18 protein-coding genes are annotated in these 14,770 nt (G+C 34.8%); 16 read left to right on the top strand and 2 right to left on the bottom strand.

The genetic code is table 11. The features are described from left to right. The first annotated feature begins 22 nt into the window (after window positions 1–22). Both CD036_RS09400 and CD036_RS09395 read left to right on the top strand, forming a co-directional pair. On the top strand, window positions 23–574 hold the full coding sequence (locus CD036_RS09400; RefSeq protein ID WP_002509310.1) for a biotin transporter BioY: 552 nt from the start codon (window positions 23–25) through the stop codon (window positions 572–574). Window positions 575–599: 25 nt separating this feature from the next. Next, complete coding sequence (locus CD036_RS09395) at window positions 600–1,352, top strand: GNAT family N-acetyltransferase (RefSeq protein ID WP_103388509.1); 753 nt, start codon at window positions 600–602, stop codon at window positions 1,350–1,352. 34 nt (window positions 1,353–1,386) lie between these two features. On the opposite strand, the gene fdhD is transcribed toward CD036_RS09395, so the two are convergent. Beyond that, the gene (fdhD, locus tag CD036_RS09390; RefSeq protein WP_103388508.1) at window positions 1,387–2,187 is read right to left on the bottom strand and encodes a formate dehydrogenase accessory sulfurtransferase FdhD; all 801 of its coding nucleotides are present in this window, start codon (window positions 2,185–2,187) and stop codon (window positions 1,387–1,389) included. 153 nt (window positions 2,188–2,340) lie between these two features. On the opposite strand from fdhD, the gene CD036_RS09385 reads away from it, so the two are divergent. From CD036_RS09385 to CD036_RS09345, 9 genes are all read left to right on the top strand, one after another. Continuing rightward, window positions 2,341–3,342, top strand: a complete 1,002-nt coding sequence (locus CD036_RS09385; RefSeq protein WP_103388507.1) for a LacI family DNA-binding transcriptional regulator — start codon at window positions 2,341–2,343, stop codon at window positions 3,340–3,342. Between the two features lie 85 nt (window positions 3,343–3,427). Next, the gene (locus CD036_RS09380) at window positions 3,428–4,600 is read left to right on the top strand and encodes a galactokinase (protein WP_103388506.1); all 1,173 of its coding nucleotides are present in this window, start codon (window positions 3,428–3,430) and stop codon (window positions 4,598–4,600) included. 26 nt (window positions 4,601–4,626) lie between these two features. After that, on the top strand, window positions 4,627–5,625 hold the full coding sequence (gene galE / locus CD036_RS09375) for a UDP-glucose 4-epimerase GalE (protein ID WP_103388505.1): 999 nt from the start codon (window positions 4,627–4,629) through the stop codon (window positions 5,623–5,625). A 1-nt stretch (window position 5,626) separates the two neighbouring features. Beyond that, on the top strand, window positions 5,627–7,117 hold the full coding sequence (gene galT / locus CD036_RS09370; RefSeq protein WP_103388504.1) for a UDP-glucose--hexose-1-phosphate uridylyltransferase: 1,491 nt from the start codon (window positions 5,627–5,629) through the stop codon (window positions 7,115–7,117). 140 nt (window positions 7,118–7,257) lie between these two features. After that, the gene (modA, locus tag CD036_RS09365) at window positions 7,258–8,031 is read left to right on the top strand and encodes a molybdate ABC transporter substrate-binding protein (protein WP_371861093.1); all 774 of its coding nucleotides are present in this window, start codon (window positions 7,258–7,260) and stop codon (window positions 8,029–8,031) included. 18 nt (window positions 8,032–8,049) lie between these two features. Beyond that, window positions 8,050–8,721, top strand: a complete 672-nt coding sequence (modB, locus tag CD036_RS09360) for a molybdate ABC transporter permease subunit (RefSeq protein ID WP_103388502.1) — start codon at window positions 8,050–8,052, stop codon at window positions 8,719–8,721. After that, entirely contained in the window at window positions 8,721–9,338 is a 618-nt protein-coding gene (locus CD036_RS09355; RefSeq protein ID WP_103388501.1) for an ATP-binding cassette domain-containing protein, read from the top strand. Before modB ends, CD036_RS09355 begins: the two co-directional genes overlap by 1 nt. A 269-nt stretch (window positions 9,339–9,607) precedes the next feature. Then, the gene (locus CD036_RS09350; protein WP_103388500.1) at window positions 9,608–10,612 is read left to right on the top strand and encodes a ThiF family adenylyltransferase; all 1,005 of its coding nucleotides are present in this window, start codon (window positions 9,608–9,610) and stop codon (window positions 10,610–10,612) included. 15 nt (window positions 10,613–10,627) lie between these two features. Beyond that, entirely contained in the window at window positions 10,628–11,134 is a 507-nt protein-coding gene (locus tag CD036_RS09345; RefSeq protein ID WP_021458961.1) for a MogA/MoaB family molybdenum cofactor biosynthesis protein, read from the top strand. 40 nt (window positions 11,135–11,174) lie between these two features. Here CD036_RS09345 and moaC read toward each other — a convergent pair whose 3' ends face one another. Then, window positions 11,175–11,678 carry a cyclic pyranopterin monophosphate synthase MoaC gene (gene moaC / locus CD036_RS09340; protein WP_103388499.1) on the bottom strand — a complete coding sequence of 168 codons (504 nt, stop codon included), beginning with the start codon at window positions 11,676–11,678 and terminating at the stop codon, window positions 11,175–11,177. Between the two features lie 60 nt (window positions 11,679–11,738). Here moaC and CD036_RS09335 point away from each other — a divergent pair, with 60 nt between their 5' ends. From CD036_RS09335 to mobA, 5 genes are read left to right on the top strand one after another with little or no spacing between them, the layout of a single operon-like run. After that, entirely contained in the window at window positions 11,739–12,998 is a 1,260-nt protein-coding gene (locus CD036_RS09335) for a molybdopterin molybdotransferase MoeA (RefSeq protein ID WP_103388498.1), read from the top strand. Continuing rightward, entirely contained in the window at window positions 12,995–13,474 is a 480-nt protein-coding gene (gene mobB, locus CD036_RS09330; RefSeq protein WP_002509297.1) for a molybdopterin-guanine dinucleotide biosynthesis protein B, read from the top strand. Before CD036_RS09335 ends, mobB begins: the two co-directional genes overlap by 4 nt. Further along, on the top strand, window positions 13,471–13,917 hold the full coding sequence (locus tag CD036_RS09325; RefSeq protein ID WP_002509296.1) for a molybdenum cofactor biosynthesis protein MoaE: 447 nt from the start codon (window positions 13,471–13,473) through the stop codon (window positions 13,915–13,917). Before mobB ends, CD036_RS09325 begins: the two co-directional genes overlap by 4 nt. Window positions 13,918–13,919: 2 nt before the next feature. Then, window positions 13,920–14,153, top strand: coding sequence for a molybdopterin converting factor subunit 1 (gene moaD / locus CD036_RS09320; RefSeq protein ID WP_002509295.1), 234 nt, complete (start codon window positions 13,920–13,922; stop codon window positions 14,151–14,153). Window positions 14,154–14,160: 7 nt separating this feature from the next. After that, window positions 14,161–14,766 (top strand): molybdenum cofactor guanylyltransferase MobA, encoded by a 606-nt coding sequence (mobA, locus tag CD036_RS09315; protein ID WP_103388497.1) that lies wholly within the window; start codon window positions 14,161–14,163, stop codon window positions 14,764–14,766. Window positions 14,767–14,770: the final 4 nt, after the last annotated feature.

The raw sequence follows: 14,770 nt of genomic DNA, 5'->3' as shown, positions 1-14,770 counted from the left end.
GCTCATATAAGGAGGAATGAGTATGTCAACGAAATATCTTGTTTATACTGCACTCATGACTGCTATAATTGCAGTAATGGGGGCGATCCCATCAATTCCTTTACCATTTATGCCTGTTCCAATTGTTTTACAAAATATTGGAATCTTTTTAGCTGGTATTATATTAGGGCGTAAATACGGTACGATTAGTGTATTGATTTTATTATTATTAGTTGCTACAGGGTTACCGTTATTATCAGGCGGTAGAGGTGGTATAGGCGTATTTGTCGGACCATCTGCAGGTTTTTTATTTATGTATCCTGTCGTCACATTTTTAATAGGATTACTGCGTGATTTGTATTTTGACAAAATAAATTTTGTCGTACTGTTAATAATTACTTTAGTAGTAGGTGTTTTACTATTAGATATTGTGGGAACTATGATTATGGGTCTTATTACTAATATTCCGGTAACGAAATCATTAACTTTAGCATTAGTGTTTATGCCAGGAGATATTATTAAAGCTATTTTAGCTAGTCTATTAGGTAATATTTTATTAAATCATAGTAGATTTAAACAATTATTGAAACAATAGTATATTTGGCGGGGAGAGAACATAGATGAAGCATATTTCAATGAAGGATATTTATCAAGGTGGACTAGTTTATAGTACAGATATGATGAAAACAATTTATTTAACACCGGAAGATAGTATCATTTTCGATGAAAATAAATGGATGTATCATCGCATGCCTTCATTACAACAATGGCTATCTGATATTGATACGCAATTACAAATGCATCATGTTCAAGGTTCTCATCATTTGTCGTTTACCTTTCCGGAAAATATAGATTTAAATGAACAGTTTAAAGCTGAAATAAACAACAGAGGTTTTGAATTAGGTTGTTTAGAAATGTATGCGATTGATTCCAACCAAGTTCAATATGCTGAACACCCTGATATTACCGTGAAATTTGTATCTCATTCAGAAGTGGAAGACTATCTGAAAGTGTATCAAGTTTTTGCAGAACCTTTTGGCGATACATACGTACAACATAGTAGCCAAATGATTCGTAACACTCATGATTTGGACCATGTAGATCGTGTTATTGCTTATTACAATAACAAACCAGTAGGTATTTTAGATTTGATTATCACTTCAAAATGTGTGGAAATTGACGGTTTTGGCGTCATCCCTGAATTTCAACGACGCGGCATTGGCACAATAATGCAAAGTTTTGTCGCAGATGTTGCTCAAAATAAAATAATAATCTTAGTTGCTGACGGTGAAGATACAGCCAAAGATATGTATGTTAAGCAGGGCTACAGCTATATTGGCTTTTGCCAGCAAGTGTTAAAAGAAGATGTATAATAAATATAAAAGCTATTGAATCTAATGTGATTACTTAATTAGATTCAATAGCTTTTATACGTTCTGGATGACTATAAATATTAAAATTACCATCTCTTATAAACCCAACAGCTGTAATATTTAAATCTTTCGCAAGTTGTACAGCTAATGTAGTTGGAGCAGATTTTGATAATATCACCCCTACACCTATTTTAGTTGCTTTAATTAATATTTCTGATGAAATACGGCCACTAAAAATAAGTACTTTATCTCGAATAGATATATGGTTATAAATACAGTAGCCATAAAGTTTATCAAGTGCATTATGACGCCCGATATCTTGTCTATGTTCAAAGAAGTTGTCACCATCGCTAATAGCAGCATTGTGCAAGCCGCCTGTTTGTTTAAATACAGTGCTGGCGTTTTGTAAACCTTTCATCATTTCTAATACTTGGTGTGGAGAGATTGTAATATTGGACATGGAAGTTTTGGCGATGGCTGCATCATTCTTGAAATAAAATTCTCTACTTTTACCACAACATGAAGCAATCATTCGTTTAGTAGAATACTCGACGCGCTCACCTAAGTCTTTGGTAAGTTCAACGTGTGCAAACCCCTTACTATCGTCAATTTGTATTGATTTTAATTCATCTCTTTTTAGAATAACACCTTCAGATGCGAGAAATCCTACCACGAGCTCTGTTAAATTGTTAGGACTGCAAATAACAGTTGCAAACTCTTGACCATTAACCATAATTGTCAGCGGAAATTCAGTAACATAATGATCATGTGATTCTACTAACTCACCATTTTCATAGCGCACTATAGGTTGATTGTTTAACACATCTTTCGACATAGCTTTCACTCCTTATCCACCAATTATTTCTAGTTTAGCGTATCTAAAGTCTACTATCAAAACAATAACCTTAGAAAAAAATAGTAATGAACTATTATTGCAAGACATCGAGTAAATAGGTAAACTTATAGTAAACAAAGCGAGGTGTTTAAATTGGCAAGTATAAGAGATATTGCACGTGAAGCTGGTGTAAGTCCAGGTACAGTATCACGTGTTTTAAATGATGATAAAACTTTATCAGTGTCACCGAAGACACGTAATAGAATTTTAACGATTACTGAGCAATTAAAATATCATAAAGTAGAAAGAAAAAATAAACGGATACAAATAATTACATACGCTTCAAAGGAACGAGAAATGACAGACCCATACTATCGTGAAATCCGTTTGGCTATTGAAAAAGAAATAAAACGATTGAATCTTTCATTGAAACGAACATTACGAATTGATGGGACGAATAAATTAAAGAACATTTCACAAATCGAGAAAGCTGGAGCAATCATTGTTATCGGCAAGTTTTCGAGTGATACATTACAGACCTTGCATGGTTATAATAATAATATGGTAGTTATTAATAATCCAGAAACCCCTAAAAATATAGATGCCGTTTATAGTGATTTAGGGGATGCAATGTATCAATTATTAGAAAAAGTCAAAGCACAAAATGTGACGCAAGTAACTTATGTAGGTGGTGTTAAAACAACCCGTGATTTAACTGGGACACCTACATTTTGTAATAATGATCCAAGATATATGAGTTATCAACAGTGGTGTAGGCACCATGATATAACTGAAGATGCGTATATAGTTGGTTGGGATAAAGAACATGGTCAACAAGTAATAAAAGACTTAGTAAAACAATCCAACTTACCAGAAGTATTAATCGCGGGTAATGATATGTTAGCAATAGGTATGATGCAACAATTATTTGCTGAAAAAATTTCGGTACCTGAGCAAGTTCAACTTATTAGTTTCAACGATTTAGATATTTTGCAATATGTTAGTCCTAGTGTTAGTAGTGTACATATTGCTATTGATGAATTCGGTAGAAGTGCAGTGAAGATGGCTGAAGAACGTATTCATAATATACGTAGTGTAGCGCATCATATTGTAGTAGAAGCGCAATTAATTGAGCGGGAAACGTTTCATGCTTAAAAGTCATTTAATTGACAAAGTGTAGAGTAAACAAGTAAACTTTATTTATGTTTACTAAGTAGCTATATATAAAGGGGTGTGAAAGATGTTACAACAATTAAACTCTGATTTTGAGACACAATTCCAAACGCAGCCAACAGTTAATGCATTTGCGCCAGGGCGAATTAATTTAATTGGCGAACATACTGATTATAATGGTGGTTATGTTTTTCCTGCTGCTATTGAATTAGGAACATATGGGATGGCGTCGTTACGCACAGATCAAACTATACAATTATATTCAAAGAATTTTCCAGAACAAGGTATTGTTAAAGTTAATTTGAATCAGTTAGATTTTGATGCATCACATGATTGGGCGAATTATCCCAAAGGAGTTATTAAATATTTAAAAGAACAATATCCAGAGATTAATCGTGGTTTTAATTTGATTTTTGAAGGCACTATTCCTAATGGTGCGAGCTTATCATCATCTGCATCAATCGAATTAGTGACAGGTTGGATGATTAATGCATTATTTGAACTCGAACTAGATAAATTGGCACTTATTAAGATAGGACAACAAGTTGAAAATAACTACATGGGTGTAAATTCCGGTATCATGGATCAATTTATTATTGGTTTAGGTAAAGAAGAGCATGCTATTTTGTTAGATACGGCAACTTTAGACTATACATACGTACCGGCAAGGTTTGGGGATTATGTAATATCCATTATGAATACGAATAAACGTCGGTCTTTAACGGAATCTAAATATAACGAACGTCGGGCGCAATGTGAGGAAGCACTGTCTGATTTGCAGCAACAGTTAAATATTACCCAACTATGTGATATTGATTTGAAGACCTTTGACCAATATAGTCATTTAATTAACGATGATATTAATATTAAAAGAGCACGCCATGCTATAGCTGAAAATGAGCGAACGAAATTAGCACATGCAGCTTTAACAGAAAATGACTTACATCGTTTTGGACAATTGTTAAACGCATCACATCAATCATTGAAAAGTGATTATGAAGTTACTGGTATAGAATTAGATACTTTAGCCGAAACTGCACAGCAAGTAGATGGTGTACTTGGAGCACGAATGACAGGGGCTGGTTTTGCAGGGTGTGCAATTGCTTTAGTGCATAAAGATAGCATTAAGCAATTAGAGCAAGAAGTATCTACCATATATCAAGAAAAAATTGGCTATGCGCCAGCTTTTTATCATGTTCGAATTAGCGATGGTATGAAATTAATTACACATAACTCATAAGACGAATTAGGAGAAAGGATGTTTATATGTCTGTATTAGTATTAGGTGGCGCAGGTTATATTGGAAGCCATGCAGTCTATCAATTAATTGAACAAGGATATGATGTAGCTGTTGTAGATAATTTACAAACAGGACATCGTCAAGCCGTACATACGGCGGCGCGTTTTTATGAAGGAGATGTACGAGACAAAGAATTTCTCACTGAAGTTTTTACACATGAAGATGTAGAAGGGGTCTTTCATTTCTGTGCATACTCATTAGTAGGGGAATCAGTAGAGAAACCTTTGGCGTATTTCAATAATAATGTACAAGGATTACAAAGTGTATTAGAAGTAATGTATACATTTAATGTTAAACATATTGTGTTTTCTTCGACTGCTGCTGTCTACGGTGAACCTGACACTATTCCAATTAACGAAACAGATACTACTAATCCAACGAGTCCTTATGGTGAAAGTAAATTAGTGATGGAGAAAATGATGTGTTGGTGTCATGAAGCATATGGCGTTAATTTTGCAGCTTTACGTTATTTCAATGTAGCGGGTGCACATCCGGATGGAGTCATTGGTGAAGATCATAGACCTGAAACACATTTAATTCCAATTGTGTTGGAAGTGGCATTAGAACAACGAGAGCAATTAACAGTCTTTGGTGATGATTATAATACAGCTGATGGTTCATGCATTAGAGATTACCTGCACGTAGTCGATTTAATTGATGCACATATTTTAGCTTTTGATTATTTAAAAAATGGAGGCGCCTCTGGTGCATTTAATTTAGGTAGTAGCAATGGTTATTCAGTATTTGAAATCTTAGAAGCGGCTAGAGCAGTAACAGGCCACTCCATAAATGCGAGTGTAGGCAAGAGACGTGCTGGGGATCCTAGTGTATTAATTGCTGCAAGTGACAAAGCAAAGAATCAACTAGGATGGCAACCGCGCTTTGATGATATTAATGAAATCATTCGTCATGCATGGGAATGGCATCAACATCATCCTCATGGCTATGATAAAGAGGAGGTTTAACATGTTATTAAGCCAACAATTAGTTAAACGATTCATTGATGAAGCGGTACAACATGGAGATTATGAATATGAAGATGCTTACTACATTCAAAATCAATTATTGACTTATTTGAATGCAGAAGGTGTTACAACGACTGAAGAAGAAAGTAATTATGGACAGCTCGATGCTAATGAAATTACACAACTATGGATAACACAAGCCATCGACAATGAATTGCTAGAAGATAGTTTATATCGTAAAGAAATAACTGAAGCTAATATTTTAGATTTAATCACTCCGAAACCTTCACAAATAAATAAAATTTTTTGGGAAAAATATCAAAATGACCACAGTGCAGCGACGGATTATTTTTATGACATATCGAAACGTAACCATTATGTAAAAGAAGATGCAATTGCGAAAAATATTAATTATACGGTGCCAACTGAATATGGCGAACTAGAAATAACAATCAATTTATCAAAGCCAGAAAAAGATGCAAAACAAATAGCACGCGAGAAAGCTCAAAAAACTACTAACTATCCAAAATGTGCGTTATGTATGGAAAATGAAGGTTTTGAAGGTAGTGTGACTCAAGCAGCACGTCGCAATCATCGAATAATTAGATTGCAACTTGGTCAACATCGCTGGGGATTTCAATATTCACCGTACGCATACTTTAAAGAGCATAGTATAGTCTTGTCAGAACGTCATGAACCAATGAACATCAATAGAGAAACTTTTGTTAATTTATTAGATTTTATTGATCAATTTCCACATTATTTTATAGGTTCTAATGCGGATATTCCTATCGTTGGAGGATCTATTTTATCGCATAATCATTATCAAGCAGGTCGTTACACTTTTCCGATGGATTTAGCTGCACAACAAGAAGCTTTTGAGTTAACACCTTACTCAGCTGTTACAAGTTATACATTGCAATGGCCAATGAGTGTTATTAGATTAAAATCAAAGGATAAAGCTGAATTAATTGAAGCGGCTACATATGTGATGGAACAATGGAATAGCTATTCAGACATTCAAGCGGATATTAAAGCAGTAAGTGAAGATGGCCAACGTCATCACACAGTTACACCAATCGCACGTTATCGTGCACAGCAATATGAAGTGGACATCGTGTTGCGAGATAACCAGACCTCTGAGCAATATCCTGAAGGTATTTATCACCCACACCGAGATGTACAACATATTAAACAAGAGAATATAGGTTTAATTGAAGTTATGGGTACTGCTATTTTACCTGGTCGTCTAAAAAAAGAACTACAAGATGTAAAGCGTTATTTGCTAGGTGGTTATGCTATAGATATAGGATCACACAAAACATGGGCAGACCAAATGCTTAAGCAATATAATTTCACAAACTCTAACGTGGATAGCATTGTTGAACAAGAAGTTGGTAAAAAATTTACACGTGTATTAGAAGATGCAGGTGTATTTAAACAAACTGTTGAAGGAAAACAAGCCTTTCATAGATTTACATCAAAACTATAATAAACAACTAGAGATTTATGTACAACGCCTATTAACTTCAACGAAAGAGTGGTGTAGGAATCAAATTAAAAATTTGAATCCTACACCACTCTCTTTAATTTGAATATTAATACGGTTATAATTAATTTGTGGAAGGGGTAATATACATGAAAAGACTAATTACATTTTTACTAATTGGCATAATTATTTTAGCAGGTTGTGGCCAATCAACAGAGAAAAAGTCGAACAAAAGTTCAACACAAAAAGACACGCTAAATATTTCAGCAGCAGCTAGTTTAACTGACGTCACAAAAGAATTAGAACAAGCCTTTAACAAACAACATGACAAGGTAGCTATTAATTTTAATTACGGTGGTTCTGGGTCATTAAGACAACAAATTGAAAAGGGAGCACCTAGCGATGTTTTTATGTCAGCTAACATCAAAGATGTTAAAATATTAGCGGATAAAGACAAAGCGCATAATACATATAATTACGCTCAAAACGAACTGGTTTTAATTGGTAATAGTAAAACGGATAAACAAGATTTATCACAACTTAAAAACGATGAGAAAGTAGCCATTGGTGAGCCTAATTCTGTGCCAGCTGGAAAATATGCACAGCAATTTTTAAAAGACCAAAACTTATATGACAATGTGAAACCGCATCTAGTTTATGCTAAAGATGTACGTCAAGTTCTTAATTATGTAACTAAAGGTAACGCACAATTTGGTTATGTTTATCAAACCGATTTAGCACAGCATAAAAAGAATGGCCAAACCGATGTTAAAGAACTTGGAAAAGCAACTTTAAAAACACCAATTACGTATCAAGCTGCGACAGTGTCTAATAAAAAAGAAGCAAAAGCATGGATGAAATTTTTAAAAACCAAAGAAGCGAAAGAGATTTTAGAAAAGTATGACTTTAAAGTTTAACTATAGGAGGTAATTGAAGTGCCAGATATTACACCATTTTGGATTTCGCTAAAGGTTGCTATCACTAGTACTATAATTGTTACTATACTTGGTATTATCATGGCAAAATGGTTATATCAGCAAAAAGGTTGGTTTTCTAGAATAATGGAAAGTTTGATTATTTTACCAATCGTTTTACCTCCTACTGTGTTGGGATTTATTTTATTAATTATTTTTTCACCAAACAATTATATCGGTGGTTTTATAACTAATGTATTACATATACCTGTTATTTTTACGCTGACAGGCGCAGTTATTGCATCTGTTATTGTCAGTTTTCCATTAATGTATCAACATACAGTACAAGGGTTTCGTAGCATAGATAAAAAAATGTTGAATACCGCTAGAACTATGGGTGCTAGCGAAGGGAGAATTTTCTTTCGCCTCATTTTACCGTTAGCGAAAAGACCTATAATTTCCGGTATTATGATGAGCTTTGCTCGTGCAATTGGTGAATTTGGAGCGACGTTAATGGTTGCCGGATATATACCGAATAAAACCAATACGTTACCTTTAGAAATCTACTTTTTAGTAGAACAAGGCAAAGAAAATCAAGCATGGTTATGGGTACTTGTGCTTATTGCATTTGCAGTCTCAGTTATTGGAGCATTGAATTTAATGAATAGGTCACGTTATTTGGAGGGGGATTAATGTTACATATTGTTTTATCACATCAGTTACAATTAAACAAAATTCAAATTCAAATTAATGATGACGAACCTAAAATTTATGCTATACAAGGGCCATCAGGTATTGGTAAAACTACTATTCTTAACATTATTGCAGGACTAACTCAACCAGATTCAGCATTTATTAAAATCGGCAATAAAACTTTGACGGATACTAAAGTTGAACAGCAAGTGAAAATTCAAAAACGTAATATTGGCTATTTGTTTCAAGATTATCAATTATTTCCACATATGACGGTATTGCAAAATCTCACTTTTATGACTCCAATGTCACAACATATTACGCAGTTAATGCAGAAGTTAAATATTTCTGATTTAGTAAAACAATACCCCGCAACTTTATCTGGTGGTGAGGCGCAAAGGGTGGCATTAGCTAGAGCCCTGAGCACTAAACCTGACTTGATTTTATTGGATGAGCCGTTTTCTAGCCTTGATGACTTAACTAAAGAAAATAGTATGTCCATGGTAAGAACAATATTTGAATTATGGCAAATACCTATGATTTTTGTTACCCATTCAAATTTTGAAGCACAACAATTAGCAGATGAGATTATAACAATAGAAGGGGAAAAAGAGTAGCATATAAGGGTGTTACTCTTAGACTGTCGACAAGTATTGACTTTGTCGGCAGTTTTTTTGCACGCTTTCCGTGGACACTGTCTCATCTTGTAATCTTCGACGCGTGCTATTTCCACAGGAATCAGGTCAAAGCAATGCCAATATTATGTTGCATAAATTAATTGTCAATTGAGATAAATATGAAATAAATCTATGATTTGTTTGAAACTATTGTTACAGGTGACTACAAGTTCTATAATGAAGTTAACGATAAAAAAAGGGGTATTAAGGTGACTAATGGACGTTATTCTAGGCAAATATTATTTCAAAACATAGGTCAGCAAGGTCAAACATTGATTGCTAAAGCACATATCTTAATTATAGGTATGGGTGCATTGGGTACACATGTAGCTGAAGGGCTAGTGCGCGCAGGTATAGGTGAAATAACTATTATAGATCGTGATTATATTGAGTATAGTAACTTGCAAAGACAAACATTATTTACTGAACAAGATGCGCTTGAAGCGCTACCTAAAGCAATAGCTGCCGAACAAGCATTAAAACAAATAAGCAGTGATGTCGATATTCACGCATATGTAGAACATGTGACACCTGCAACGTTAGAACAATATGGGCACAATATAACATTAATTATTGATGCTACAGATAATTTTGATACTAGACGTTTAATTAATGGTTTTGCATATAAGCAGCGTATTCCGTGGATATATGGTGGCGTAGTTCAAAGTACTTATGTTGAAGCTGTTTTTAGTCCCGGTAAGACACCGTGTTTTAATTGCTTGTTACCACAATTACCTGCCATTAATATGACGTGTGATACTGTAGGTGTGATTCAACCTGCAGTTACCATGACAACAAGTCTCCAAATTAAAGATGCACTCAAGTTAATCGTAGGTGCTGAAGTTGACACTAAATATACTTATGGGGACGTGTGGTCAGGAGAACATCATGCCTTTGGTTTTAGCAAAATGCATCGAGCAGATTGTGAGACATGTGGCGATCACCCACAATTTACCGAGTTAACACAAGCGAATAAACAATATGCAACGCTATGTGGAAGAGATACTGTACAGTTTGATAATCCAACTATTTCCCAGGAAATGTTGCATCAATTTTTAATAGCTAAAGCAATTCCATTTAAATCTAATAATTATATGATAATGTTTCAATATGAAGGACATCGTATTATAAGTTTTCAAAATGGTAGATTGCTCATTCATGGTATGACCAAGCCAGCACAAGCCGCCACTTTAGTGAATAAATTATTTGGTTAAAAGGGGGGGATAATAGTGCATACGAATGTGAAGTTGAATAGGCCAATTAATTGTGCCGTATTAACAGTTTCAGATACGAGAGATAAAACTACAGATAAGGGTGGGCAATTAATACAAGAATTACTTACTGAGATGTCGGATGAAGTAGTGATTCAGCAGTACGAAATTGTCAAAGATGATTTAGTGTCGATTCAGCAAGTAATTGAAACATGGAAAAGTTTAGCAATAGATGTGATTATTACCACTGGAGGTACGGGAATAGCTCCAAGAGATGTAACGATTGAAGCCGTGAAACCGATGTTGACCAAAGAAATAGAAGGCTTTGGTGAACTATTTAGATATTTAAGTTATACCGAGGATGTTGGTACCCGTGCGTTGTTGTCAAGAGCGTTGGGTGGAACGATGAATCAACAATTAATCTTTTGCCTACCCGGTTCTACAGGTGCAATCCGATTAGCCATAACCAAATTAATCCGTGTCGAATTGACACATTTAGTACATGAGATGACTAAAAAAAATTAAACGCATATCATTTCGTATATGCGTTTAATCGTATTCAATGCTATTCCAAGTCGTTGGTATTACCATTACGTTGATAGTCTCCGGACTTACCTCCAGATTTTGCTTCCAAATACGTGTTACCAATGATCATACCTTTATCTAGTGCTTTCGTCATATCATAAATAGTTAATGCAACTACAGATGCAGCGGTTAAAGCTTCCATTTCTACGCCAGTTTTACCGGTAGTAGAAACTGTTACTTCAATATTAAGTGTATATTCCGAATCAGTTGTATGCCAACGGTAATTAACATCGATACCTGTTAAAGGTAATGGGTGACACATAGGAATTATTATAGCAGTATTTTTAGCAGCCATAATGCCTGCAATTTGAGCTGTATTAAGTACATTACCTTTGTGATTCGTATGCTCGATAATTTGCTGGTAAATATTAGCATTTACGGTAATACTTGAGTGTGCAGTTGCTGAACGTTTTGTAATATCTTTAGTGGAAACATCTACCATTTTAGCGTTACCTTGTTCATTTATATGTGTAAAATCAGACATAATTTACCTCCTCAACATGACATATTATAACATGAATTATATTTTGAAAGGAGCAATACAATGACTGTAGAAAAGAGAACGCCCATACCAGTTAAAGATGCAATTGAGCGTGTTGTAAAAGAAAGCTTTGTTATGCCTACTACTACAGTAGCATTAGATGAAAGTTTAGGTTACATTTTAGCGCAAGATATTATTGCAACTTATGACATCCCAAGATTTAATAAATCGCCATATGATGGATTTGCTATTAGAAGTGTTGACTCACAAAATGCGAGTGGAGAACATAGAAAAACATTTAGGGTGATTGATCATATCGGAGCAGGGTCGGTATCAGACAAAACATTAGCACAAGGTGAAGCTATAAGAATTATGACTGGTGCAGCTATTCCAGAAGGTGCAGATGCAGTCGTGATGTTAGAACAAACAATAGAAGATGACGACTCATTTTCTATTAGAAAACCTTTTGAACATCATGAAAATGTGTCATTACAAGGTGAAGAAACACAAGAAAATGATGTCGTTTTACAGCGAGGACAACATATTAATGCAGGTGCTATCGCAGTATTAGCTACATATGGCTATACTGAAGTTCCAGTTTATCGAAAACCAAGCGTAGCAATTATTGCTACTGGCAGTGAACTGTTAGATGTTGCTGACCCATTGGAACCTGGAAAAATAAGAAACTCTAATGGTCCAATGATTAATGCACTCATTACTAAACACAAGCTCACGAGTAAAGTGTATAAAATACAACATGATGATTTAGAGAGTAGTATTGCAGTGGTTAAACAAGCTACAGAAGAACATGATATTGTAATTACAACAGGTGGTGTTTCAGTTGGCGACTTCGACTACTTGCCTGCTATTTACGAGGCATTACAAGCAAACGTGTTGTTTAACAAAGTAGCGATGCGTCCCGGTAGTGTGACTACAGTTGCAGTAACAAAGGACACTTATTTATTTGGTCTATCCGGTAACCCATCAGCCTGCTTTACTGGTTTTGAATTATTTGTCAAACCAGCTGTATATGCCATGATGGGGGCAAATGCAATCTATCCTCAAATTGTACAAGCTACATTAATGGAAGCCTTTGCAAAGCCTAATCCTTTTAGTCGCTTTATCCGTGCCACAACAACGTTTAACGGCAAAGAAATGACCGTAGTACCTTCAGGCTTCAATAAATCAGGTGCCGTCATTGCTATTGCACATAGTAATGCGATGATTATGTTACCAGGCGGAACACGAGGGTATCAAAAAGGTTATACGGTTGATGTCATATTAACTGATTCTACAGCATTTGAAACGGAATTATTGTTATGATTTTGCAAATTGTAGGATATAAAAATTCAGGTAAGACGACATTAATGGAACATACAGTTGCGTTGTTGAAAGCACACAATTTGCGTGTTGTGACAATAAAAAATCACGGTCACATAGACGATGAAATCACTTTACAACATAGTAACGTGGATCATATGAAACATTTTAATGCCGGAGCTGATCAAGCTATTGTGCAAGGTAATTATGTTCAACAATCCGTTACACGCCAACCAAAGCAGAACCTTTCAACACTGATTGACTCATCTGTTACAATAGACTGTGATATTACATTGGTAGAAGGTTTTAAACATGAAGATTTTGATAAGGTTGTTATTTATCGAGATCAAGAAGCATTGACTGAACTATTAACGTTGACCAATGTTCAATATAGTTTAACATTGAATGATCAGGAAGCTTTAAACGATTATAATTTATGGTTACGGTCATTTATTACAGCTAAAGGGTTGATAACATGAAGCAGTTTGAAGTAATTGAGCAACCAATCGAACCAGAACAATATAGAGAATTTGTAGTCGATGCGCATAAAGGTGCTGTCGTAGTATTTACAGGACATGTCCGAGAGTGGACTAAAGGTGTGAAGACTCAATATCTAGAATACGAAGCATATATACCAATGGCAGAAAAAAAGTTAGCTCAAATAGGTGATGAAATTTCAAAAGAGTGGCCTGGTACGACTATAGCAATTGTACATAGAATTGGGCCATTGAATATTTCAGATATTGCAGTATTAATTAGTGTGGCTGCACCACATCGAAAAGCTGCATATCAAGCGAATGAGTACGCAATTGAGCGTATTAAAGAGATTGTACCTATTTGGAAAAAAGAAATTTGGGAAGACGGTGCACAATGGCAAGGTCATCAACGTGGTTATTATGATGATGCAGTTGAAAGGAGATAACTATGCAAATTCTGTATTTTGCCGAATTAAAAGAAATTTTGAAGAAAAATACTGAAATTATAGAAATAAATGATAGTATATCAGTTAAACAATTAAAAGAGACAATCAATGCTAAATATCCTGAAGTGTCAGAAAAAACGTATCAAATAGCTGTTAATGAAGAGTTCGTCCAAGACAATGATACGGTGAAAAATATGGATATTGTAGCATTGATTCCACCAGTTAGCGGAGGTTAATAGAGAAATGAAAGCAATTATCCTTGCCGGAGGCCAATCAGAACGTTTCGGCGATCAAAAAGCATTTGCACAAATACAAGGGCAATATTTTTATCAACGCATTATTGAAGTACTCAATGCTACTAATATGTTTAATCAAATTATTATTAGCACCAATGAACAATTAGAGAAAAAATTTGAACATTTAGATGTACTTGTCGACAATCCACTACATCGTGATAAAGGCCCTTTGGCAGGAATCTATACAGTTATGGGGCATTATAAAGAAGAAGAACTGTTTTTTGTAATTTCCGTAGACACACCTATGATAACGCAAAAAGCTATTAGTAACCTTTATCAATTTATGGTGGAACATTTAATTGAAGATCAATTAGATATAGCAGGTTTTATAGCAGATGAGCGACCGATACCAACAATTGCATTCTATAGTCCTAATACATTTAAAGTTATCGAGCGTGCTTTAAATTCCGGTGATTATAGTTTGAAAAATGTGTACACACGAGTGGCACATGATTGGTTAGATGTGAAAAAGATAAATGCACCTGACTATTGGTATAAAAATATTAACTACCAACAAGATTTAGCCTCTTTAGAGCAAACATTAAAGCAGTAAGGGG

Source organism: Staphylococcus arlettae, from assembly GCF_002902345.1.
In the GTDB taxonomy this organism is placed as follows: Bacteria; Bacillota; Bacilli; order Staphylococcales; family Staphylococcaceae; genus Staphylococcus; species Staphylococcus arlettae.
The sequence above is the reverse complement of the archived record's forward strand: the minus strand, read 5'-3'. Positions and strand labels throughout refer to the sequence as shown.